At 67.7% G+C, this 21479-nt stretch carries 19 protein-coding genes; 8 read left to right on the top strand and 11 right to left on the bottom strand.

Annotation, left to right across the window (positions count from 1 at the left end):
• The coding region (locus tag VD972_RS06555) for a CAP domain-containing protein (RefSeq protein ID WP_324982369.1) at positions 1 to 739 on the top strand (739 nt) is incomplete at its 5' end.
• An 84-nt stretch (positions 740 to 823) separates the two neighbouring features.
• Here the strand turns inward: VD972_RS06555 and VD972_RS06550 are convergent.
• Complete coding sequence (locus VD972_RS06550) at positions 824 to 1057, bottom strand: hypothetical protein (protein ID WP_044185844.1); 234 nt, start codon at positions 1055 to 1057, stop codon at positions 824 to 826.
• A 358-nt stretch (positions 1058 to 1415) separates the two neighbouring features.
• Between VD972_RS06550 and VD972_RS06545 the strand changes: the two genes are divergently transcribed.
• Positions 1416 to 3551 carry a transglycosylase SLT domain-containing protein gene (locus tag VD972_RS06545; RefSeq protein WP_324982363.1) on the top strand — a complete coding sequence of 712 codons (2136 nt, stop codon included), beginning with the start codon at positions 1416 to 1418 and terminating at the stop codon, positions 3549 to 3551.
• A 110-nt stretch (positions 3552 to 3661) separates the two neighbouring features.
• A complete protein-coding gene (locus tag VD972_RS06540) occupies positions 3662 to 4516 on the top strand; it encodes an SDR family oxidoreductase (RefSeq protein WP_324982361.1) in 855 nt (284 codons plus the stop codon).
• A 29-nt stretch (positions 4517 to 4545) separates the two neighbouring features.
• On the opposite strand, the gene cmk is transcribed toward VD972_RS06540, so the two are convergent.
• Both cmk and VD972_RS06530 read right to left on the bottom strand, forming a co-directional pair.
• Entirely contained in the window at positions 4546 to 5235 is a 690-nt protein-coding gene (gene cmk / locus VD972_RS06535; protein WP_324982358.1) for a (d)CMP kinase, read from the bottom strand.
• A gap of 14 nt (positions 5236 to 5249) precedes the next feature.
• Complete coding sequence (locus tag VD972_RS06530; RefSeq protein ID WP_324982355.1) at positions 5250 to 6218, bottom strand: acetyl-CoA carboxylase carboxyltransferase subunit alpha; 969 nt, start codon at positions 6216 to 6218, stop codon at positions 5250 to 5252.
• Between the two features lie 114 nt (positions 6219 to 6332).
• Between VD972_RS06530 and VD972_RS06525 the strand changes: the two genes are divergently transcribed.
• Positions 6333 to 7049 (top strand): tetratricopeptide repeat protein, encoded by a 717-nt coding sequence (locus VD972_RS06525; protein WP_324982352.1) that lies wholly within the window; start codon positions 6333 to 6335, stop codon positions 7047 to 7049.
• On the opposite strand, the gene VD972_RS06520 is transcribed toward VD972_RS06525, so the two are convergent.
• From VD972_RS06520 to VD972_RS06505, 4 genes are all read right to left on the bottom strand, one after another.
• On the bottom strand, positions 7050 to 9008 hold the full coding sequence (locus tag VD972_RS06520) for an ArsA family ATPase (RefSeq protein WP_324982349.1): 1959 nt from the start codon (positions 9006 to 9008) through the stop codon (positions 7050 to 7052).
• A gap of 289 nt (positions 9009 to 9297) precedes the next feature.
• A complete protein-coding gene (gene nla6 / locus VD972_RS06515; protein WP_324982347.1) occupies positions 9298 to 10737 on the bottom strand; it encodes an enhancer binding protein Nla6 in 1440 nt (479 codons plus the stop codon).
• A 75-nt stretch (positions 10738 to 10812) separates the two neighbouring features.
• Positions 10813 to 11463: a histidine kinase dimerization/phospho-acceptor domain-containing protein gene (locus tag VD972_RS06510; protein ID WP_324982344.1), complete on the bottom strand. Its 651-nt coding sequence runs from the start codon at positions 11461 to 11463 to the stop codon at positions 10813 to 10815.
• A 277-nt stretch (positions 11464 to 11740) separates the two neighbouring features.
• On the bottom strand, positions 11741 to 12193 hold the full coding sequence (locus tag VD972_RS06505) for a cytidine/deoxycytidylate deaminase family protein (protein WP_324982342.1): 453 nt from the start codon (positions 12191 to 12193) through the stop codon (positions 11741 to 11743).
• A 153-nt stretch (positions 12194 to 12346) separates the two neighbouring features.
• Here VD972_RS06505 and VD972_RS06500 point away from each other — a divergent pair, with 153 nt between their 5' ends.
• From VD972_RS06500 to VD972_RS06490, 3 genes are all read left to right on the top strand, one after another.
• Entirely contained in the window at positions 12347 to 12670 is a 324-nt protein-coding gene (locus tag VD972_RS06500; protein ID WP_324982339.1) for a hypothetical protein, read from the top strand.
• Positions 12671 to 12734: 64 nt separating this feature from the next.
• Complete coding sequence (locus tag VD972_RS06495; RefSeq protein ID WP_324982336.1) at positions 12735 to 13880, top strand: glycosyltransferase family 4 protein; 1146 nt, start codon at positions 12735 to 12737, stop codon at positions 13878 to 13880.
• Positions 13881 to 14132: 252 nt separating this feature from the next.
• Entirely contained in the window at positions 14133 to 14627 is a 495-nt protein-coding gene (locus tag VD972_RS06490) for a nuclear transport factor 2 family protein (protein ID WP_324982333.1), read from the top strand.
• Between the two features lie 61 nt (positions 14628 to 14688).
• On the opposite strand, the gene msrA is transcribed toward VD972_RS06490, so the two are convergent.
• The 4 genes from msrA to VD972_RS06470 form a co-directional block, all read right to left on the bottom strand.
• Positions 14689 to 15384: a peptide-methionine (S)-S-oxide reductase MsrA gene (gene msrA, locus VD972_RS06485; RefSeq protein WP_324982330.1), complete on the bottom strand. Its 696-nt coding sequence runs from the start codon at positions 15382 to 15384 to the stop codon at positions 14689 to 14691.
• A 49-nt stretch (positions 15385 to 15433) separates the two neighbouring features.
• Positions 15434 to 16471, bottom strand: a complete 1038-nt coding sequence (locus tag VD972_RS06480) for a Kelch repeat-containing protein (protein ID WP_324982326.1) — start codon at positions 16469 to 16471, stop codon at positions 15434 to 15436.
• A 273-nt stretch (positions 16472 to 16744) separates the two neighbouring features.
• A complete protein-coding gene (locus tag VD972_RS06475) occupies positions 16745 to 17746 on the bottom strand; it encodes a Kelch repeat-containing protein (protein ID WP_324982324.1) in 1002 nt (333 codons plus the stop codon).
• A gap of 687 nt (positions 17747 to 18433) precedes the next feature.
• Positions 18434 to 19159: a serine protease gene (locus VD972_RS06470; RefSeq protein ID WP_324982322.1), complete on the bottom strand. Its 726-nt coding sequence runs from the start codon at positions 19157 to 19159 to the stop codon at positions 18434 to 18436.
• A 528-nt stretch (positions 19160 to 19687) separates the two neighbouring features.
• Between VD972_RS06470 and VD972_RS06465 the strand changes: the two genes are divergently transcribed.
• Positions 19688 to 21479 (top strand): caspase family protein (locus VD972_RS06465; protein ID WP_324982320.1); only part of this gene is annotated, 1792 nt, incomplete at its 3' end.

Below are 21479 nucleotides of genomic sequence, written 5' to 3'. Positions count from 1 at the left end.
CAACCTGCGCCGGGCCCACCACCTGGCGCAGCTGTCTCCGGATGCGGCCCTGGACAGGGTGGCCCAGGACTACAGCGATCGCATGACCCGCGAGGGCTTCTTCGCCCACGTGGCGCCGGACGGCACAGATCTGCGCCAGCGGCTGGCGGGCGCGGGCTCCGTCTACCGGAGCGTAGGAGAGAACCTCGGCCAAGCCACCGGGCCGCTAGCGGCTCACTTCGGGATCGAGCACAGCCCGGGCCACCGCAAGAACCTGCTCTCCCCCCAGTTCACCCACGCGGGCATTGGCGTGACGTTCCAGGCGGTGGAGGGCAGGCCCCAGGCCATCGTCACCGAGGTCTTCTCCGCCTCCATCCAGCCCCCCTCGAGCGATCCGCTGACAGAGGCTTACAAGGCGCTCGAGGCGAAGCGCAGACAGTTCAAGTTGCAGCGGCTCAAGCGCAGCCAGACGCTCGAGCAGATCGCCATGGACCATGTGCGCCGGGCACTCCAGCAGGACACACTCATACCGCACCTGCCCGACTCGAACGTGCACGATCGCGTCTCCAGCGTCCTGGAGAACGTGGACACCTTAGCGGTGGACGTCTATGTGGCGAAGGATCCCACCGTCGCTTCCGCATCCATGAGTCTGCTGGATGCCCGCAACACCGAGGTGGGCGTGGGAGTCATCCGCGGAGACTCGCAGACCTTCGGCAAGGACCAGTACTGGATCGTGGTCATCTACACGACGCCGCTGTGAATTCCCGCTCGGGAGGCCTCCTCTCAGAGGCCGCTGAGCGAGCGTGGGGACCCTCCCACGGCGAGGGTCCCTGGGTGAACGGCCTTAGACGGGGCGGCGCTGGGTGGCGTAGGCCTCGATGCCCATCTGCGGAGGCGCCACCTGTTGGTACAGCGGGCATTTCATGCAGGAGAAGGACTGCCAGCCTCGGCGCACCGCCTCATCCAGGCAGTTGTCATAGTGGTGGCAGTTGAGGTTGCGGTGGGTCTCGACGCCAGCGCGCTTCGGACCGGCCTCGGGGTTGATGGTCTGCGATAGATCGGACGGACACGGCTTCATAGATGCGGAGCCCTCCCAGGTAAGCAAAATCCCCCCCGAGCTCTGATGTGCAGCGGTGCGACGGATAGAGACAGTCCCTACCAGCGGTAGAGGTCAGTCTCTGACGGCGGCCCAACCTAATGAGGCACTCACGGTGACGCAACGGGTCGAGGCCATATGTCTCCCTACATGACATTCCCCCCGAAGGCGTGGACACCGAGTGACTTAGGGTGAACACTCCCCAGGACTTCCTGGGCGCGCCGATCTAGGACGTGTTGGGGCGGCTGTCAAACCGCCCCCAGGGCACCCCTCCGAGGGAATGCCTCCTGAACGCCTCGCGTTCAAATGCGCTCAGGGTGAGACCGGAGAGGAAAGACCCATGAAGTGGAGTGGTTTGGTGGCGGGGCTCTTCTCGGGAGTAGCGCTGGCGCAGGCCCCCGCGACGTTGGAGGCCGCCCGGCTGCACCGGCCTGACGCCGCGGCGCTCGTCCGTGAGGAGCTGAAGGCCTGCGACGCCAAAAAGTGCCCGGAATCCGGGCGTCTGGCGCTTCTGGCGGGCACGCTCGTCCTCTCCGAGGGCGAGGCGGCGGAGGCCCGGCAGATCCTCGAGTCCCACCCTGCTCCTCCCGCCCTGGAGGCGTTCCACGCTTATTACCGGGGTCAGGCGCTCTTCTACTCGGGCGACGCGGAGGGGGCGGCAGCGGCCTTCTCCGAGGCGCTGCAGAAGGCTCCCCCCTCGCTGGAGGCCCGCGCTCGGGCCCGGCTGGGCGAGGCGCTGCTGAAGGCCGGCAAGCCCGCGAAGGCCGCGCCGGTGCTGGAGACCGCGGCGAACCAGACGCCCTCGGCGGAGCTGCTCTACCAGCGTGCGATCGCGCGGAGCGCCACGGGCAACGCCGCGGGTGCACGGGAGGATCTGCGCGCGGTGGCCCTGCGCTACGCCACGCACGCGTACGCGGATGAGGCGCTGGCTCGCTTGGAGGCGCTCACCCCGCCTGCGCGGCTGACGCTGGCCGAGCACCTGCGGCGGGCCCGCGCGCTGATGGAGGGCGGCCAGGCCTCCCGGGCGCTGACGGAGCTGGAGGCGGCGGAGGCGCGCAAGCTGGTGAAGGGCGAGCAGGCGCGGACGCAGGTGGCCCTGGTGCGAGCGCTGGCGCTGTTCGCCACGGGGAAGGGGGAGGAGGCGGAGAAGGCGCTCGCCGAGGCACGCAAGGGGCCGCCGGCGGTGGCCGCCGAGGCGGCGCTGGTGACGGCGCGGCGCGCCCTGAGGGCCAACGAGAACGAGAGGGCCCGGCAGCTGATGGCGGCCCTGGACAAGGCCTACCCCAAGCAGCCCGCCGGGGACGAGGGGGCCTTCTTCGCGGGCTGGCTGGATCTGCAGGGCCAGCGCTTCGAGGACGCGGTGAAGGCCTTCACCCACTTCGAGCAGCGCTACCCGCGCTCGAGGCGGCGTGACGAGGGCATGTGGTTCCGAGCGCTGGCGCTGCTGCGGCTGGAGCGGTACGGCGAGGCGCGCGAGGCGCTGGGCCGGCTGGCGGGGAGCTTCCCTCGCAGCAGCCTGGTGCCGCAGGCGCGCTACTGGATCGCGCGCAGCCAGGAGCTCGGCGGCGCAACGGCGGAGGTCACCGCGCCCGCCTACGAGAGCGTCCTCTCCCTGGCTCCGGCCTCCTTCTACGCGCTGCTGGCCGGCGAGCGGCTGCGGGCGCTGGGCCGTACCGTGCCGCCGGCCTTCCCGGAGCCGCCCAGGCAGCTCACCGTCCTGCGCCCGCCGGATCTGGAGCTGGCGGTGGCGCTCACCGAGGCGGGGCTCTTCCCGGATGCGTCCGAGGAGGTGGAGTCTCGCGCCTCGCGCATCCACTCTCCAGCGCAGGCGCTGCCCTTCGTACACGCGCTGCTGTCCATGGGTGAGTACGGCTATGCCTATGCGATCGCCGCGCGGCACCTGTGGGGCCGTGCGTTCGGCGAGCGGGCCCCGGACGCGCTGGCGGCCTTCTACCCGAAGGCCTTCACCTCGGCGGTGGAGGCGGCGGCCACACGCCACGAGGTGGAGCCATACCTGGTCTGGGCGATCATGCGCCGCGAGAGTGCCTTCCGACCGGAGGTGGCCAGCTCGGCGAACGCGCGCGGGCTGATGCAGATCATCCCTCCCACGGGCTCGGCCATCGCCGAGAAGCTCTCCGAGCCGCGCCCCAATCCGGCGGATCTCTTTGCGCCGGATCTCAACATCCGCTACGGAGCCTGGTACCTCTCCCAGCTGATGAAGCGCTTCTCGCACCCGGTGCTGGCGGCGGCGGCCTACAACGCGGGCCCGAAGGCCACGGCGAAGTGGGCGCAGGAGAAGGGCACGCTGCCGCTGGATCTCTTCGTGGAGGAGATCCCCTTCCGGGAGACGCGCGGCTACGTCAAGCAGGTCGTCGCGGATCTGTACCTGTACCGCTCGTTCTACGGCGGAGGAGCGGCGCTCCCACCGCTGGCGCTGACCGTCCCTACACCCTCCGTTGAGGGTGTGAACTTCTAGTCCGACCTTTCAAGGGGGGCTCCCTTGCTTTTCGGGACGCCTCCCTTCTATGCCTGGGCTCGGTCGAACGTCCCCTCCCCGAGTGAGGGGCCACTCCTGGGAGGGAGCGCATGATCGTCGTCACGGGTGCCACGGGTCAGATCGGCAGTGAACTGGTGCTTCAGCTCGCCGAGAAGGGGGAGAAGGTGCACGCCGTCATCCGCGATCCCAAGAAGGCCATGCACCTCAACCACCCGAATGTGATGTTCGTGATGGGAGACTTTGCCGACCCGAAGTCTCTGGATGCGGCCTTCAGGGGTGCCCAGAAGCTGTTCCTGCTCACCAACGCCGATCCGAAGCAGGTGGAGCTGCAGCACAACGCCATCGAAGCGGCGAAGCGCGCGGGCATCCAGCACGTGGTGAAGCTGTCCGCGCTCGGGGCCAGCCAGGACGCGCCGGTCAGCCTGGGGCGCTGGCACTACCAGACGGAGGAGGAGCTGAAGAAGTCCGGACTGAAGTGGACCATCCTGCAGCCGCACTTCTTCATGCAGAACCTGGGGATGATGGCGGGCTCGGTCAAGGCGCAGGGCGCCATCTACGCCCCCGCCAAGGACGGCAAGATCGCCATCGTGGACACGCGGGACATCGCAGCGGTCGCCGCGGGCGTCCTGACACAGCCGGGCCACGAGGGCCAGACGTACGTCATCACGGGCGGCGAGGCGATCTCGTTCAACGACATCGCGAAGCAGATCGGCGAGGCCATCGGCAAGCCGGTGAAGTACGTGGACGTCCCGCCGGAGGACGCGCGCAAGTCCATGCTGGGCATGGGGATGCCGGAGTGGTTCGCCAATGATCTGGTGGGCCTGTACGGCATCTTCGCCGCGGGCCACGGCGCCGCCACGACGGACGTGGTCCAGAAGGTGGCCAAGGCGACGCCGCGCACCTTCGCGCAGTTCGCGAAGGAGAACGCGGAGATGTTCCAGTAGGCCTACGGTCCGCCCCGGGTCCCCAGGGCTCAAGCGCCGCGCTGGTTCAGGCGGCGCCGGATCTCGTTCTCCAGGTTCTGCACCACTTCGGAGAGGGGGATGGAGCTGGAGTCCACGCGCACCGCGTCCTCGGCGGCCTTCAGCGGGGCCACGGCGCGGGCCGAGTCATCCTTGTCTCGCTGAGTCTGGTCCGCCAGCACCTGGCCCAGTGAGCTCTCCACGCCCTTCTGGAACAGCTCCTCGTAGCGGCGCCGGGCACGCACCTCGGGCGAGGCCTCGAGGAAGAACTTGGCGTCCGCGTCCGGGAACACCACGGTGCCGATGTCACGGCCCTCGAGGATGGCGCCCTTCTCCGCCTCCAGCGCCAGCCGCCGCTGCAGCGCCAGCAGCCCCGCGCGCACCACCGGCCGGCTGGACACCTGCGAGGCGCCCATGGAGATCTCCGGCGTGCGGATCTCCGCGGACACGTCCTGCCCGTCCAGGAAGACGCGGTTCTCCTCGCCCACCACCTGGAAGTGGATGTGGATGCGCCCCAGCAGCTCGCCCAGCCGCGCATCGTCGTCGGAGGCAATGCCCTCGCGCCCGGCGATCAGCGCCACGCAGCGGTAGATGGCGCCGGTGTCTACCAGGGCGAACCCGAGCCGCCGCGCCAGCAGCTTGGACACGGTGGACTTGCCGGCACCTGCAGGCCCGTCGATGGCGACGATGAACGGTCTCACGCGCGCACTCTCCCTCAGCGCCCGGAGAAGACGCCGAGCGAGCGGAACTTCTCGTAGCGATCCTTCACCAGCTCGTCCGGGGTCAGCTCCGCCAGCTCGCTCAGGTGCTTGCGCAGCGCCTTGCCCAGGTTCTCGGCCGCCTTCACGTGATCCCGGTGAGCGCCGCCCGGGGGCTCGGGGATCACTTCGTCGATGACCTTCATGCCCAGCAGATCCTTGGCGGTGAGCTTGAGCGCGTCCGCGGCCTTCTCCGCCTGGGCGGAGTCGCGGAAGAGGATGGAGGCGCAGCCCTCGGGCGAGATGACCGAGTAGACGCTGTTCTGCAGCATCAGCACGCGGTTGCCCACGCCGATGGCCAGCGCACCGCCCGAACCGCCCTCGCCGATGACGGTGGAGATGATGGGCACCCTCAGCCCGCTCATGATCTCCAGGTTGGTGGCGATGGCCTCGGCCTGCCCGCGCTCCTCGGCACCGATGCCCGGGTAGGCGCCGGAGGTGTCCACGAAGGTGAGGATGGGCTTCTCGAAGCGCTCGGCCAGCTCCATGAGCCGCAGCGCCTTGCGGTAGCCCTCGGGGCGCGGCATGCCGAAGTTGCGCGCCATGTTCTCCTTGGTGCTGCGCCCCTTCTGGTGGCCGATCAGCATCACCGTCTTGCCGTCCAGCCGGGCAAAGCCGCACACGATGGAGGGATCCTCGCCGAAGCGCCGGTCCCCGCACAGCTCGAAGAAGTCGGTGAAGAGGTGCTGGACGTAGTCCAGGAAGTACGGCCGGGAGCTGTGGCGGGACAGCTGCACCACCTGCCAGCGCGACAGATCGCTGAAGATCTCCGTCTGCAGCTTCTTGGCCTTCTTCTCCAGCTTGGAGATCTCCGAGGAGAAGTCCACCGCGCCGCCAGTCGAGAGTACTTTGAGCTCCTCGATCTTCTTCTCCAGCTCGATGAGCGGGCGTTCGAAGTCGAGCGCGTAGCCGATACCAGTCGCCATGGGGCCGACGTAGCACCTGCCCCTGGGGGCTTTCAACGAGCAAGCCGCTTCGCACCTCACCTTGTGTTACGCGCTGCGTAGAATGCCCGCCCCCCGCCTAGCGTCCGGAGAGACATGATGCGCCCGCTCCTGCTGCTGCTCGCCCTCTCCCTGTCCCTCCCAGCCTTCGCCCAGTCCGTCCCCTCCACCCCGTCCACCCCGTCAGCCAAGGAGCTCAACACCACGGGCTTCCGGCTGTACCAGGCGGGCAAGTACGCCGAGGCCCTGGAGAAGTTCCGGGCCGCCGTTCAGGCGGATCCGAAGCACGCACTGGCTCAGTACAACGTGGCCGCTACGCTCGGAGTGCTGCGCAAGCAGGGCCAGATCTGCGAGTACGATGCCTACCAGTCCACCATCCTCCAGTACCTCACGGCGGCGGTGAAGCTGGACCCGCGCCGGCTGAAGCGCGCCAAGGAGGACGCGGACCTGGACCCGATTCGGGACACGGTGGGGTGGCAGCGCCTCCTGGGCCGCTCGCCCACGAGGGCAGCGGACGTGCCGGTGCTCCTCCGCAAGGTGAGCTGGTACGGCCCGGGCGTGGGCGTCTACGGGACGCTGGTGACGCTGCGCTTCGAGGACGGCGGGAAGGTGTCCCTGGGAAAGAAGGTGCCCCAGGAAGAGGGCCTGCCGAAGACAGAGACGATCACCGGCACGTACACCGTGAAGGGCCGCACGGTGCAGGTGAAGCTCCCCGGCCAGAAGCCGGACACGGGCTCCCTCAACGCCCAGGGTGTCCTGACGTTCAAGGAGCTGGGCGCCTTCTACGACTTCCCGTCCGAGTGCGAGGCCTAGCTACGCAGCCTTGATCTTCACCGGAGCGGACAGGGCGTACCAGGCGGTGCGGAACGCCTTCAGCTCGCGCAGCCCCGCCGGGTGACGGCCGAGCGCCGGCGCCATTGTGACAGGCAGGCCGATCTTCTTCTCGATGGCCTTGGCCGCGTTGAGCTCCAGCTTGCGGCGGTTCTCACACTTGGGGCAGAGCGACTTCGGACCCACGCGGTTGACGAGCACCCGCTCCACCTGGAGCTTCTTCTCCTTGAGGTACTCCACCAGCCGCTCGGTGCGCGAGGCCGCCAGATCCTCGCCGCGGGTGACGACGACGAAGCGGGACTCGTTGGGCGAGGCCAGCGCCTCCTCGAAGCGCTTCACGTGCTTGAGCTGCGCGGCCACGTCATCGGCCAGCTCGCTCAGGCCCTTGGTCTTGTACTTGGACAGGATCGCGTGGAGCGAGCCCAGCCAGGTCTTCGCCGTGTCGGCCAGCTCCACCACGCGCATGGAGGTGATCATCGGCGCCGGGTCCACGACGATGCGCTTGAAGCGCTCCTGGACCAGCGCGTCGGTGAGGCACGCGAGCGCCGCCAGCTCGTCGATGCCCGGAGGCGCGCACTCCAGCAGGTTGCGCAGCGCGGCCAGATCCGCCGGCACGTCCCCATTCTTCGGGGCGCCCTCGAAGCCCTTCTCCGCCTTCTCCTTGAGCCGCTTGCGAAGGGCGTTGAACCAGCCATTCACGTCCAGCTCGCGGGCGTAGAGGCCCTTGGTGCCCTTCACCTGCGTCTCGGTGTCGGTCAGCCGGCTCTGCAGCACGTCCGACAGCGAGTGCGCTGGATCCGTGGAGATGAGGAGCACGGGCCCCTCCTTCTCCGTCAGCGTCACGGCGGCCGCGGCGGCGCAGGAGCTCTTGCCCACCCCACCCTGCCCCACGAAGAAGATGAGGCGCGTGGGCGGCAGCGGCGGCGCGGCGATGGGCGGCATGGACGGCGCGCGGACCAGGGCCGGCGGCCCCTCCGCGGCGGAGAACTCCAGCGCCTTGGTCTCCTTGCCGCTGGTCCACTCCTTGGAGAACTTCTTCAGCCCATCCAGCCCGCGAGGCGCCAGCTCCCGCTTCGCCACGAGGTTCACCGGCACGGCCTTGTCGAGCCCCTGGAACTTGCGCACATGAGGCGCCTGGAGGCCGCGGCGGCCCTGACACGCGGGACAGCCACCCCGCTCCTCCACCTGGTTGACGATGATCTCCGTCACCGGGATGCCGCGCTCGCGCAGCTGCGCGAAGTACATGCGCGTCTGCGCCTCGGGCACCGGCTCGGCCAGCGCCACCAGGTGGAATGCCGAGCGCGTCCCATCCTTGATCAGCCCCAGCAGCCGCTCCGCCTTGGCGCCCACCTCCTCCAGGAAGCCGCCGCCCTCGGTCGGCGCGGGCTCCTTCTTGCCCTTACCGCCCGCGGCAGGCTTGTCCGAGCCCGTCTTCACGATGCCTAGGAACTTGCGCAGGCCCTGCGGCAGATCGAACAGGCGCAGCGTGTGGCTGGTGGGGGACGTGTCGATGACGACGCGATCGAACTCCTTGGACTCCAGCAGCTCCAGCACATGGAAGAGGCTCGCCAGCTCCTCGATCCCCGGGACCGCCTGGGCAAAGAGCTTGCCGAGATCCTCGTCCGTGAGGACCGTCCCCTTGGCGGCGGCCTTCTCCAGCGCGGGCACGTACTTCGCGGCGAAGGGCTTGAGCAACACCGCGGGCTCCAGCTCCGCCGCAAAAAGGCCACCTTCGCCCTTGCCAGGGACCAGCTTCGTGGGCTTGGCTGGGAGCTTCTTCTTCACCAGATCGGACAGCGTGCGTGCTGGATCCAATGAAACGAGGAGCACTTTCTCCTTGGGAGCTTCCTCGGCAAGATTCAACGCATAGGCTGCGGCGAGCGTGCTCTTTCCAACACCGCCTTTACCGCCGAAGAAGTGGAGAACTCGCGCATCACTCATTGCGTCTTGGCCTTCCTTGACGCCCCCCGTCGGCTTCCGAATCGTCCATCCGTAGACAGCCGCGGATCAGGCGGTGGAGTCCCCAGCCAGATCGTGGCCTGAACCGGAAACCCCGTGTATGAGAGGGCCCGAAGAATCCCCTGTCCAGAGGGTAAAAGTCAAGAGTTGACGCGGGTTTTGCAGCACTGGTACCCCCATTGACGCGGTGTGCCAGGCTGCCTGGAAGCCCTGCTGCCTAGGAACTCCAAAGGCGCGAAATCCGGACCGGAATTCCTACCTGGAGGGTCGACTACCGGGCGTCAATCTCACCAGATCCACTGCTGCCATCTCCACCCGCTGCTTTCGCCAGCCCACCGGCCAGTGTCTGCCCCTGCTGGCGCGCCTCGGCGGCATACCGGTTGAGCTTGTTGTAGAGGGTCTTTTCAGACACCCCCAGGATCTCGGCGGTGCGGGCCTTGTTGTTCGAATTCCGCTGGAGGCTGCCGAGGATGTACTCGCGCTCCACGGCGTCGAGCGACAGGCCGAAGGGCAGGCGGAAGGTGTGGCGCTCGGGCGCCTTGCCCGCCATGTCGGGGGGCAGGTGCTCGCGGGTGATCAGCTCGCCGTCGCAGAGGATGACGGCGCGCTCCACGGCGTTGCGCAGCTCGCGGATGTTGCCCGGCCAGTCGTGGCCCTTGAGCACCTCCAGGGCCTCCGGGTGCACGCCGGTGACGCGCTTGGCCGAGTCCCCGCCGAACTTCTCCACGAAGTGCTGCACGAGGATGGGGATGTCCTCCCGGCGATCACGCAGGGGCGGCAGGTGGACCTGGAACACGTTGAGGCGAAAGTAGAGATCCTCGCGGAAGCGCTGGTTCTTGATCTCCTGCTTGAGATCGCGGTTCGTGGCGCACAGCACGCGCACGTCCACCTCGATCTCCACCTTGCCGCCCAGCCGCCGCAGCCTCCCCTCCTCCAGCACGCGCAGCAGCTTGGCCTGGAGCTCGATGGGGATCTCTCCCAGCTCGTCCAGGAAGAGCGTGCCGCCGTGGGCCATCTCGAACACGCCGGGGCGGCGCTGATCGGCGCCGGTGAAGGCACCGCGCTCGTGGCCGAAGAACTCGGACTCGATCAGCGTGGCGGGGATGGAGGCGCAGTTGATGGCGATGAAGGGCTTCTCGCGCCGCAGGCTCAGGTTGTGGATGGCGCGCGCCACCACCTCCTTGCCCGTACCGGACTCGCCGGAGATGGCCACGCTGGCCTTGGAGGGCGCCACCTTCTCGATCAGCTCGCCCACCTTCCGCATGGCCCCGGACTGGGCGATCATGTCCTGCTGTCCCAGCTGCTTGAGGCGCCGGCGCAGGGTCTGCACCTCTCGCTGCGTCTCCTTCTTCTCCAGCGCCCGCTCGATGCAGACCTTCAGCCGCGCGATGTTGAGCGGCTTCTCGATGAAGTCGTAGGCGCCCTCCTTGATCGCCCCCACGGCGGCGTCGATGGTGCCACGGCCGGTGAGGAAGACGACGGGGCACTCCGGAAGCTCCTCGCGCAGCTGGCGCAGCAGCCACAACCCGTCCGTCTCCGGCATGGCCAGATCCGAGAGGACCACATCGGGCCGGAACTCACCTGCCTTGCGCAGGGCATCGTGCCCGTCGAACGCGACCTCGACTTTGTGCCCCCAGGAGCTGAGCATCTCTGCCAGCGCCTCGCACGTCGCTCGTTCGTCATCCACGGCCAGAATTCGTGCGCTGCCCAAGATGGAAACCTCCCTACAGCTTTCGCTCATGAAGAAAAACTGAAGTCGTGATGAAACCCTGGCCGGTGATCCGGCTCAGGCGCGTGGGAAGAGGAAGCGACACACTCCGCCGCGGATCTGGAAGTCGACGCCCAGCTGCGCGCAGCGCAGGCCCAGTGCGGCCACGACGTCCGGCACCGACTCGGGCGCGCTGCCCGCGCTGTCCGTCACCTCGAGCACGGCCACGGAGCCCTCGGCGCGGACGGCCACGCCGACCTCGGTCCCGGCCTCCGAGCGCCCGAACGCGCGCAGCAGCGCCTGGATGAGGAAGAAGCTCAGCTCGGTGGTGTCCTGGAGCCTCACGCGGAGGTCCGGATCGATCGAGATCTGCAGCTTGAGGCGCCGCCGCCGGCTCTCGTGGGCGACCACGTCGAGCGATCGCTTCGTCGTCTCGGAGAGCCCCACGTCGCCCGCGCTACCGCCCCTCAGGACGATGAAGTCGGCGAACTGGCGCAGGATGCCGTCCACGCGCTGGATCTGATCGCGCATCGCCTTGATGTTCTTGGCCTGCGAGGCCGGCACTTCCCCCGTCTCTCCCTTCAGCTTCTCGGAGAGGACCTCGAGGTTGATGGAGAGTGCGTTGAGCGGGTTGCGGACATCGTGCAGGAGGCTGTCCATCAAGGGGGGAACGGCGACGTAGCGCGCGGCCCCTACAACAGGATCCGCGCCTTCCTGAACCGCAGGCATGCTGGTCACAGCTGTGGACATAACCACCGGTAACTCCTCAAGAAATGCCACCATCCGCCGCGCCTCGCCTACCGCTGCGAGGATTTAGGAAGTGCCCTGTAAAACGGCAACCCCTGGCCCGGTAATTCTTGCCGAGATCGGGGAATTTCCCTGTCAGTTCGCTTGCTTGGCACACCTGGGAAGTGTCTGGAGCGCAACGTTCCCGCGGCCCGCGGACTGCAAGCGCACATCTCAGGTGTCAGCGGGTGGACGGAGCGTGGCCGAGCCGCGCGGCCGATCAGCGCGGCTCAGGTGGCTGGGCGGCGTCACCGAGGCCGGTGAGCTCGAGCCCGATCTTGGCGGCGTACTCGAAGATGCGGGGGTCCCGGTAGAACTCGCCGAAGACGATGCGGGCGCAGCCGCTGTTGGCGATCAGCTTGAAGCAGGGCCAGCAGGGGCTGGCGGTGGTGTAGATGGTGGCGCCGTCGATGCTCACGCCGTTCTTGGCCGCCTGGATGATGGCATTGGCCTCGGCGTGGACGGTGGCCACGCAGTGGCCGTTCTCCATCATGTGGCCCACGTCGTCGCAGTGAGGCAGGCCGCGGATGGAGCCGTTGTAGCCGGTGGAGAGGATGGTGCGATCGCGGACCAGCAGCGCGCCCACGTGCTTGCGATCACAGGTGGCGCGCGTGGCGACCTGGCGCGCAATGTCCATGAAGTACTGATCCCACGAGCTGCGAGGCTGGCTCAAAGCAGATCCCCCTGATCCGGAAGTGCGCGCGGTGTAGCGCGGCGGGGCCTGGATTCCAATGGCCGAGGCCTGTCGGCCAGCCGACGAACGGTCCGCCTGAACCTTGGTCCGAGGCCGCGTCGTCCCCAGTTTCCCTACCAGGGGGCAGGTGGGATGGGTCGACGGGTCACGTGGCTGGGAGTGGTGGGCCTGGGGGCGGTGCCCGCGCTGGCGGAGGAGCCGCCCGCCGAGGTGCGGAGCCTGCGCGAGGTGCAAGGGCCGATCAGCGCGGTGGACACCCGCGAGGGCACACTGAGCCTGACGTTGGAGGAGCCGAGCGGGCGCGTGGAGCTGCGGGTAGACGGTGAGACCACCATCTTCCTGCCTGGTCGCACGGGGCGCCTGGCGGATCTGAAGACAGGCCAGCGCGTGAGGGCAGCGTACGAGCAGCGCGAGCGCGTCTTCGTGGCGCAGTGGATCGAGCTGCTGGAGCCCTGAGGTTCGCCCTCGGTGAAAAAAAGGCGGGTCGCCTCGGGGGCGCAAGTGACCTAAGAAGGGATTGATGCGCTTCCTGGTCGCCGCCCAGTTCCTGCCGGATCCCAACAGTGGCTCGGCGGGATCCGTGTTGGCGGTGGGACAGGCCCTGGCGGCCCGGGGGCACACGGTGGAGTACGAGTGGCTGGCACCGGACCGAGGGCTATTGCCCCACCCCGCGCTGCGCCGCCACTTCGAGGTGCCGGCCCAGCAGGTTCGAGCGCTCGCCGCGCGCCTGAGAACCGCGGCGTATGACGTGGTGATGGTGAGCCAGCCCCATGCCTACCTGGCCTACGAGCTGCTGCCCGCGCTGCACCCGCGGACGCTCTTCGTGAACCGCACCCACGGGTGGGAGCACCGCCTGCTCAAGGCCGAGCAGCGCCTGGGCTACGAGCTGCCGAGGGCGCTGGGGCAGCGCGTCCTGTCCAAGGCCAGCTCGGCGATGACGGTGATGGCGTGCTGGCGGACGGCGCGGGCGGCCCACGGGCTCGTCTCCCCGTCCTCCCGCTGTGCGACCTTCATCCGCGAGACGTATGGCCTGCCCGAGGGCAAGGTGGGCTTCATCGGCTACGGGCTCGATCAGGACTTCCTCGAGTGGCCTCGAGTCGAGCGGCGCATCCGCCTGCCGCGCCTGCTCTTCGTGGGCAACTACCTGGCGCGCAAGGGGACGCGGATCCTGGAGGAGGTGCTGCCCCGCGTGGCGCAGCGCTTCCCGGGGGTGGAGCTCACCTTCGTGGTGCAGGAGGAGGCCGTCGTGGAGGTGGAGCGCATGTACCGGCCGGCCTTTGGCTCACGGCTGAGCGTGCACCGGTGGATGCCGAGGGCCGAGCTGCGGGAGATCTACGCGGCGCACGACGTGCTGTTGTTCCCGTCGCTCTTCGAGGGGTTCGGCAAGACGTGGCTGGAGGGCATGGCCTGCGGGCTGTGCGTGGTGGGCTTCGACGAGGGTGGGCTGGGAGATCTGGCGGAGCATGGCCGCGACGCCCTCTTCTGCGAGGCGGGAGATGTGGCCGGCTGGGAGCGCTTGCTGGTGGAGGCGCTGCAGCACCCGGAGCGCGTGGCGGCGCTCCGCGAGCGAGGGCAGGCCCGCGCCCGCGAGCGCACCTGGGACGAGACGGCCAAGGACACCGAGCTGTTCTGCGAGCGGCTGCGCTCCGAGCGCGGCTGGGGATGATCGAGCGCACCTGCGTGGCGGGCTCGCGCTCTGGCTGGTGAACAGTTGCGTGCGGGGACTGTCCGCGCGTGAACTCCCTTGGTTGACGGCGGTGGGTGCTCTGGCCTACGCCGCGCGCCGACCACCAACACGGAGGGGTCGCGAATGAAGCGTTCGATTGGGCTATGTGTCGCTGCCGTTGTTCTCGCAGGTTCCGCCTGGGCTCAGGCCCCGGAGGCGAAGCCGTCGGCTGCTCCCGCGCAGGGAGCACCGATGATGGACATGACGAAGATGGGGCCGGGGGCTCGCAAGCCCACCAACGAGAAGCAGACGAAGAAGGAGATCGAGGACAGCTACAAGAAGATGGAGGAGGCCGAGAAGAAGGGGGACATGGAGGCCATGTTCGCGGCGGTGGACTTCCCGGTCTTCATGATGACCGACGACCTGAAGGGCGTGCCCGAGGCGAAGGAGTACAGCCGCGAGGAGTACGTCGCGATGATGAAGCCCTTCATGGAGAACATGCCGAAGGACATGAAGATGACCCACAAGCGGCAGATCTTCGTCCTCTCGGACTCGCTGGCGAACGTGATCGACGACTTCACGATCACGATGGGCAAGCAGAAGATCACCGGCCGCAACATGACCATGCTCGTGAAGCGCGACGGCCAGTGGAAGTGGAAGACGATGGCCGAGGCTGGCTGGGGCGGGATGTCGCCTCCGCAGGGCGCGGGCGGTAGCGGGCAGCAGCCCACCGACGGCAAGAAGTAGACGCCGTTCCCGTGTCCCTCCCCTGCTCTGCCTTCATGGGACTGGGGAGGGGCAGCGGGTGTCAGTGATTCGGCGCGTCCGCGCCCCAGAGCGCCTTCAGGCGTGCATCGCGGCCACAGCCGAAGCGGTAGTAGCGGTAACGCACCGGGTTCTTCTGGTAGTAGTCCTGGTGGTACTCCTCCGCTGGGTAGAACGTGGAGGCAGCGACGAGCTGGGTCGCGATGGGCGCCTTGAAGCGCGCCGCGGCCTCGATCTTCCGCTTGGACTCTTCGGCGAGCCGCTGCTGCTCCGCATCATGGAAGAAGATGGCGGAGCGGTACTGCGAGCCCTTGTCGCAGAACTGCGCATTGGGCGTGATCGGGTCCACGTTGTGCCAGAAGATCTCGAGCAGCTGGGCATAGGTGACCTTGCTCGGGTCGTAGACGATCTGCACGGCCTCGGTGTGGCCGGTGGTCCCGTCAGAGACCTGCTCATAGGTCGGGTCCGCCTTCGTCCCGCCCGTGTAGCCTGAGGTCGTCGAGATCACCCCCGGCGTCTTGTCGAAGGGAAGCTCCATGCACCAGAAGCAGCCGCCGGCAAAAGTCGCGGTGGCGAGCTTGGGCTCCTCCTTCTTGGCTGGCGCAGGGGCAGCCGGGCTGGCGGGGGCTGCCTCCTTCTTCGGGAGCTCAGAGGAGGAAGGCCCGGAGGCCAGCGCGCCGATTCCTGCCAGGGTGGCGGCGACAGCGATCAGGGTGAGGCGTGTAGAGCGAGAGATCATGGCCATAACTCTCTATACGTCCCAGCCCCGATCGGAGTTACGCCTGGAACTAGGGTGCGTAGAGCTCCGCGGTGGCCAGCGGGCCGCTGCTGTCGTGCCCCCCGACCACCAGTACCTGTCCCGAAGGTAGGACGCAGGCCGCATGGTGGGAGCGAGCCGTCGCCAGGTTGCCCGCAACCGACCACGTTCCATTGCTCGGGTCATACGCCTCTGAGCTGAACAGGGCGATGTCGTCCATCCCTCCCACCACCAGCACCTGCCCGGAGGGCAACAACGTCGCAGTGTGATGGGCTCGCGGCGTGGACATGGAGCCCACGACCCTCCAGGTGTTCGTCGTGGGATCGTAGATCTCCGCGCCCTTGTCACCCCCACCCACCACTAACACCTGCCCCGAGGGCAACAAGGTCGCCGTGTGATGGACCCGAGCCGTGGCCATGCTGCCCGCCCGTGACCAGCTTCCTGTGGCCGGGTCATACAGCTCCGCACTGGCCAGCACGCTCTTGGTTCCAAGTCCCCCCGCGATGAGCACCTGGCCGGAAGACAGCAGGGTCGCCGTATGACCGTATCGGCCGGATACCAGGCGGCCCGTGGATGCCCATCTGCCGGGAGTCGGCCCGTACAGCTCCGCACTGGCCAGGGCACCACCGACTCCGAATCCGCCCACGATGAGCACCTTGCCGGAGCGCATGACAGTCGCCGTGTGCGCAGTGCGGATCTCTGCCATGTGGCCCGCGGAGGACCAGGCACGCGAAGTCGAATCGTACAGTTCCGCGCTCGCCTGGATGCCCTGGTGGGTGTTGTCTCCGCCGGTCACGAGCACATGACCCGCATCCAGCACGGTGGCGGTGTGACCTTTGCGCGCCACCTCCACGTCGCTCGTCCTGGACGACGTCTTGGCTACGGGGTCGTACACCTCCGAGCCGTCGAGAACAGCGCCCGTGGCGCGGCCCACCACCAGCACATGCCCCGAGGCCAGCACGCTCACCGTATGGTCATGACGGGCCACGACCAGGGAGCCCGCGGTCTCCCAGGAGGCCTGACGGCTCACGATCCGGGTGCTCACGGGCTCTGAGCGGGCGTGCCCCACGGAGACCTCCTCTGCTAGTACGGGCGGCTCCTCAACGAGGTTGCTACACCCAGCAATGGCAGCAGCGACCCCGCCCACGAACAACCACCGCTGAGCGTTCTTCACTCTCCCGACACAAGCCGTGAGCACGCGTTGCGAGCCTCCTCAGCGGAGGAGCGCTCCCCGGCCCATCTGGAGGGGTCCCCCGATGCGACAGCACGGTACGCAGCGCACGGGAGGGTGGCTGTACCACCAAAGTGGCATTGCCCTGATGTAGGGAGCTTGCTGGGCTAGCTATGGCTCGTACAGCTCCGCGCCGGCCAGCGGACCGCTGCCCGCGTGACCGCCCGCCACCAGCACCTTGCCTGAAGGCAGCAGGCAGGCAGCATGGTGAGAACGTGCCGTCACGAGGGAGGCAGCTGGCGACCACGTCCGGGTGCTCGGATCGTAGACCTCCGTACTGGCCAGGGGAGTGGACGTCATCCCTCCCACCACCAGCACCTTCCCCGCGGGCAATAAGGTCGCGGTGTGGTGGGTGCGCGCCGTGGCCATGGACTCCACCAGAAACCAGGTGTTGGAGGAGGGTACGTAGATCTCCACCCCCGGGTTGCCCCCACCAGCCACCAACACCTGGCCCGAGAGAAGCAACGTAGCCGTGTGATAGGCGTGGGCCATAGCCAGATGGCCAGCTGGCGACCAGAGACCCGTGGCTGGGTCGTAGAGCTCCGCGCTGGACTGCACCCCACTGGCTCCGTCTCCGCCCACAATGAGCACCTTGCCGGAAGGCAGCAGGGTCGCCGTATGCCCGTAGCGGCCCGTGGCCATCGCCCCTGTCGGGGCCCAGCTGCGCGAGGCCGGATCATACAGTTCCGCGCTGGTCAACGCGCCGCCGACTCCGAATCCGCCAGTGATAAGCACTTTGCCCGAAGAGAGCACGATCGCCGTGTGCGCGGTGCGGATTGCACTCATGCTGCCAGCCGATGACCAGGGCCGAGCGGTTGCAGCCTGGTCGTACAGCTCCGCGCTCGCGAGGATGCCCTCAAGATTGTTGTACCCCCCCGTCACCAGCACCTTGCCCGAGAGCAGCACACTGGCCGTGTGGCCCCGGCGCGCCACGTCCATATCGCCATCCCTGGACCAGCTGTTGGCCACCGGGTCGTACTGCTCCGTGCTGTCGAGCGCATCGCCTGTGTAGCGGCCGGCCACCAGCACTTTGCCCGATGCCAGCAGGCTAGCAGTGTGATCATGGCGGGCCATCACCATGTCTGGGGCGGCGACCCATCGGGGACACACCACGGCGATCTCGAAAGCCGTCGAGGAAGAGAGGCCCGAGGATTGAAGGAGCGTGACCTGAAGCGTATGGGTGGTCCGTCCCGTTCCACAGGCGGGAGCCGTCCAGACGATCTCACTGACAGTCGCGGTGTTGCTCGGGGCGCCGAAGGTCCCGGCCAGGCTCTGCCAGGAGAAGCTCAGGGAGCCTGCGTGAGGTGGGCGGGCTCGGACGCGTAGGGTGACCGAACCACCTCCGAGCATCGAGGAGACAGCTTGCCAGGACTCCAGGATCTCCGGGGCCGTATTGGGAATGACGCCCGCATCTTGTTCCTCGGAAGCTCCGGCATCGGGCTGGAGTCCTCCATCTCTTCCAGGCGGGTTTGCGATGGAGCCTCCATCCTTTGGCGAAGGGCGAGCGTCAGGGAGAGCCACCTCGTCCGGCCATGAAGGGGGGGGCTCCTGGGTTGGCAGGCCACAGCCAGACTCGAGAACAAAGCTAAACACCATACCGATGAGCAGCAGAGGCTGAGCACTTCCGAGCACGTCTTTCATGACCCCTCCAGGCATGTCCGCTCATGGCCTCAGCAACTTGTGAACCAATGCCAAGCAGAAGGGCTGCAGCTGAGGGAGAACGCGTGAACGTGTTCCTAGAGGTTGGACGCATCCGGCCTCTGCGGCGCAAGCTTAGGACAGAACTGTCCAGAGCCTGCCTCATCTCCAATCAGAGACGAAGACTCGGAGCAGCGGCAGTGCATGAATGGCGCGCGTGCTGACGGCGGTGTTCCGCCACGCGAACTGCCCGCTGGCATGGATGCCCATCACAAGACCCGTCCGCGGATCCAGGAGCGGAGAACCCGAGCTGCCCGGCAGGGTGGTGCAGTCGTGGTACAGCCGCTCGGCCTCCATGCCCAGCGACTCTCCGGGGGAGATCCGCTTGACACCGTAGACATTCTCGAAGAGCGCATCAAGAAACAGCGGCGTGCCAGCGCCATAGACGGGATAGCCCACCACGAACACCTGCGCCCCCCTGGGGAGCCAAGGCTCGCGCGCCAGACACAGTCCCCGCTCCACCGGCCCATCGTCGGCCAGTTGGAGGAAAGCCACGTCCTCCGTTGGATGAAGAGCGAGGACGCGCACGATGTGAACGGCCTTCTCCGGCCGGCGTTCATCCGCGTTGAACCGGGCGACGAAGTGTCCACGGGCCAGATCGTCGTCGTGCAGCAACCTCTCCGCCACATGGGCGCTGGTCACCACCACGCGTGACGACACCTGGAAGGCGGTCGCGAAGGGCAGGTCCCGGCTCAAGCCCACCGACGCAATCCCAGGCAAGAGGGCCTCGATGCGGGCTCGTGCCGCGCCCTGCAATCCCAGCATGAGAGCCGAAGGGAGCCGACTGTTTTCGATGCGCAGCGCCGGACGCACTAGCCGGAGTCCCATCTCCAGTGCATCCACTTCGGTAGGAAGGAGCCTGCCTCCCGCCCGGAGTTTCTCGGCCGCGCTCCGGGCGAGTCTCACGTCCCTGCTCGCCTCGGCTGCGGCGCCGATCCCAGCCAGCGCTCTTGGAAGCGGAAGGACTTCTTCCAAGGACCTGCCACCCAAGGCCCGTTCCAGCCGTCCCTGGAGACACATCATGTCGTCCGTGTTCACGCTCATCGGGCCACGCCTCTGCAACAGACATTCCGGCCGTGGGGGAGGGCCGCACGGAGAGCCCTGTGCGGGTACCGTCCTTCGTGGTCACTTCCGTCCATGGAGTGGACGCAAGCAACCGGCTCTGGGCCCTACATGAATGTCTCTGATGGAGATCTGGCCATCTACGTCCGTCCGCCAAGCAGTACGGAGCAGGAGGCATGCAGATTGCTACCGCATCCGGATCGCCGGACTTGCATGCCTCCCAAAGTAGTATGTCTGTTGCTGCTGCCCTCTCGTAACCTGCCCTCCCATGACAACGAATGAATTTTTCGTTTCATGGGGATCTGGCCCGCCCCCGCCATGAGCCCTACTCACTCGCCTCTTCACAGGGCTGGCTTCGAGCGCAGCCTCGCTGTCGTCGTCGGTGTCAACACCTACTCCCACGGCGTGCCGCCTCTTCACAATGCCGTGCGCGATGCCACGGCCGTGGCCGACACCTTGGAGCAGCAGGACTTCGAGGTGATCCGCCTCCTCGATTCCCAGGCCTCTCTCGAGGCCCTGTCCGATCTGCTCTCGAACCACCTTCCCTCCCTCCAGCCTCCCCTGGACAGGCTCCTCATCTACTTCGCTGGCCACGGTCTGGCGCACACCAATGATCAGCACCAGCTGAGCGGTTTCCTGCTCCCCGCGGATGCACGTCGGGACGTACCCTCCTCCTACTGGCCCATGGCCTCCCTGCGCGAGGCACTTCGCCGGCTGCCCTGCCGCCACCTGCTCCTCATCCTCGACTGCTGCTTCGCCGGCGCCTTCCCGCACACCGCCGTCCGCGATCTCCGGCCCGCCGCCTCCTGCGCACCCCTCTATCTCGAGCGTTTCCGTCACTTCACCTCTCACCGCTCTTTCCAACTCCTGCTGTCCACGGCGCACGACGAGTTGGCGTCCGACAGGCTCCTGGCCAAGCCGTCCCAGGAGACCCTTGGAGATGGCCAGCATTCCCCCTTCGCACTCGCGCTGCTCCAGGCGCTTCAGACCCGTTCCCCCGCGGACTTCAACGAGGACGGACTGCTCACCGCCTCCGAGCTCTACACCTTCCTGCGTGACCGGCTCGTTAGCCTGTTGCCCTCTCACCACCAGCAAACCCCCTCCCTGTGGAACCTGGACTGGCATGACGGAGGCGAGTTCCTCTTCTGCCTCACCGGCGCCTTGCCCGATTTGCCCCCCGCCGCTCCCCTGTCCAAGAACTTCAACCCCTACCTTGGCCTGCGCCCCTTCTCCGAGGCTCACCGGCACCTCTTCTTCGGCCGCGAGCGTGGCATCGGCGCGCTGTGCGAGCACCTCCGGCTCCACCCTCTCCTGCTGCTGTGCGGCCCGTCGGGCGCAGGCAAGTCCAGCCTCGTTCACGCGGGCCTCCTCCCTCGCCTCTCGGAGACCTCCTCGTGGCAGGCCCCCCCCTCGCTCCGGCCTTCGGCCCGGCCCCTGCACGCCCTGGCCGCCTGGCTCTCCTCGCTGGCTCCGGCAGAGTCCTCCCCCTCCGCCGCGACCCTTGCGTCTCGGCCTGAAACCGCCAGGGACTTCTTGTGCACCGTCCTCTCCCGCCGACCGGGACTCTCACTCCTGCTCGTCATCGACCCGCTCGAGGAGCTCATCACCGCATGCCTGGAGAACCACAGGCGAGAGGCCTTCCTCCGCGCGCTCTCCAGCATCCTCCAACTCGCGCACCCACGCTTGCGCGCCGTGCTCTTGCTGCGCTCCGACTTTGAGCCCCACTTTCTCTCTCTCCTGCCAGCCGCTTCCTTTCTCCTCCAGCTCTGGCACTCCAGCCGTGTCACCGTGCCTCCCATGAACCGGGACGAGCTGCGCCGCTGCATCGAGAAGCCTGCGGAGGCGCGTACCCTCTTCTTCACCCCGGGATTGGTGGAGCGCCTGCTGGACGACGTGGAGCAAATGCCCGGAGCGCTGCCGCTGCTGTCTGTGGCACTCAGCGAGCTGTTCGACGCTCACCTCGACAGCGGCCGCGAGGATAGGACCCTGAGCTTCGCTGACTATGATCGGCTCGGTGGAGGCATTGCCGGAGCACTCCAACGGCGCGCCGAGCTTGTCTTCTCGGGAGCGCCGCCCCCATTGTCCG

Origin of the sequence: Hyalangium sp., from assembly GCF_035629615.1 — a bacterium.
GTDB lineage: Bacteria > Myxococcota > Myxococcia > Myxococcales > Myxococcaceae > Hyalangium.
This window is presented reverse-complemented; position numbering and strand designations above follow the sequence as displayed.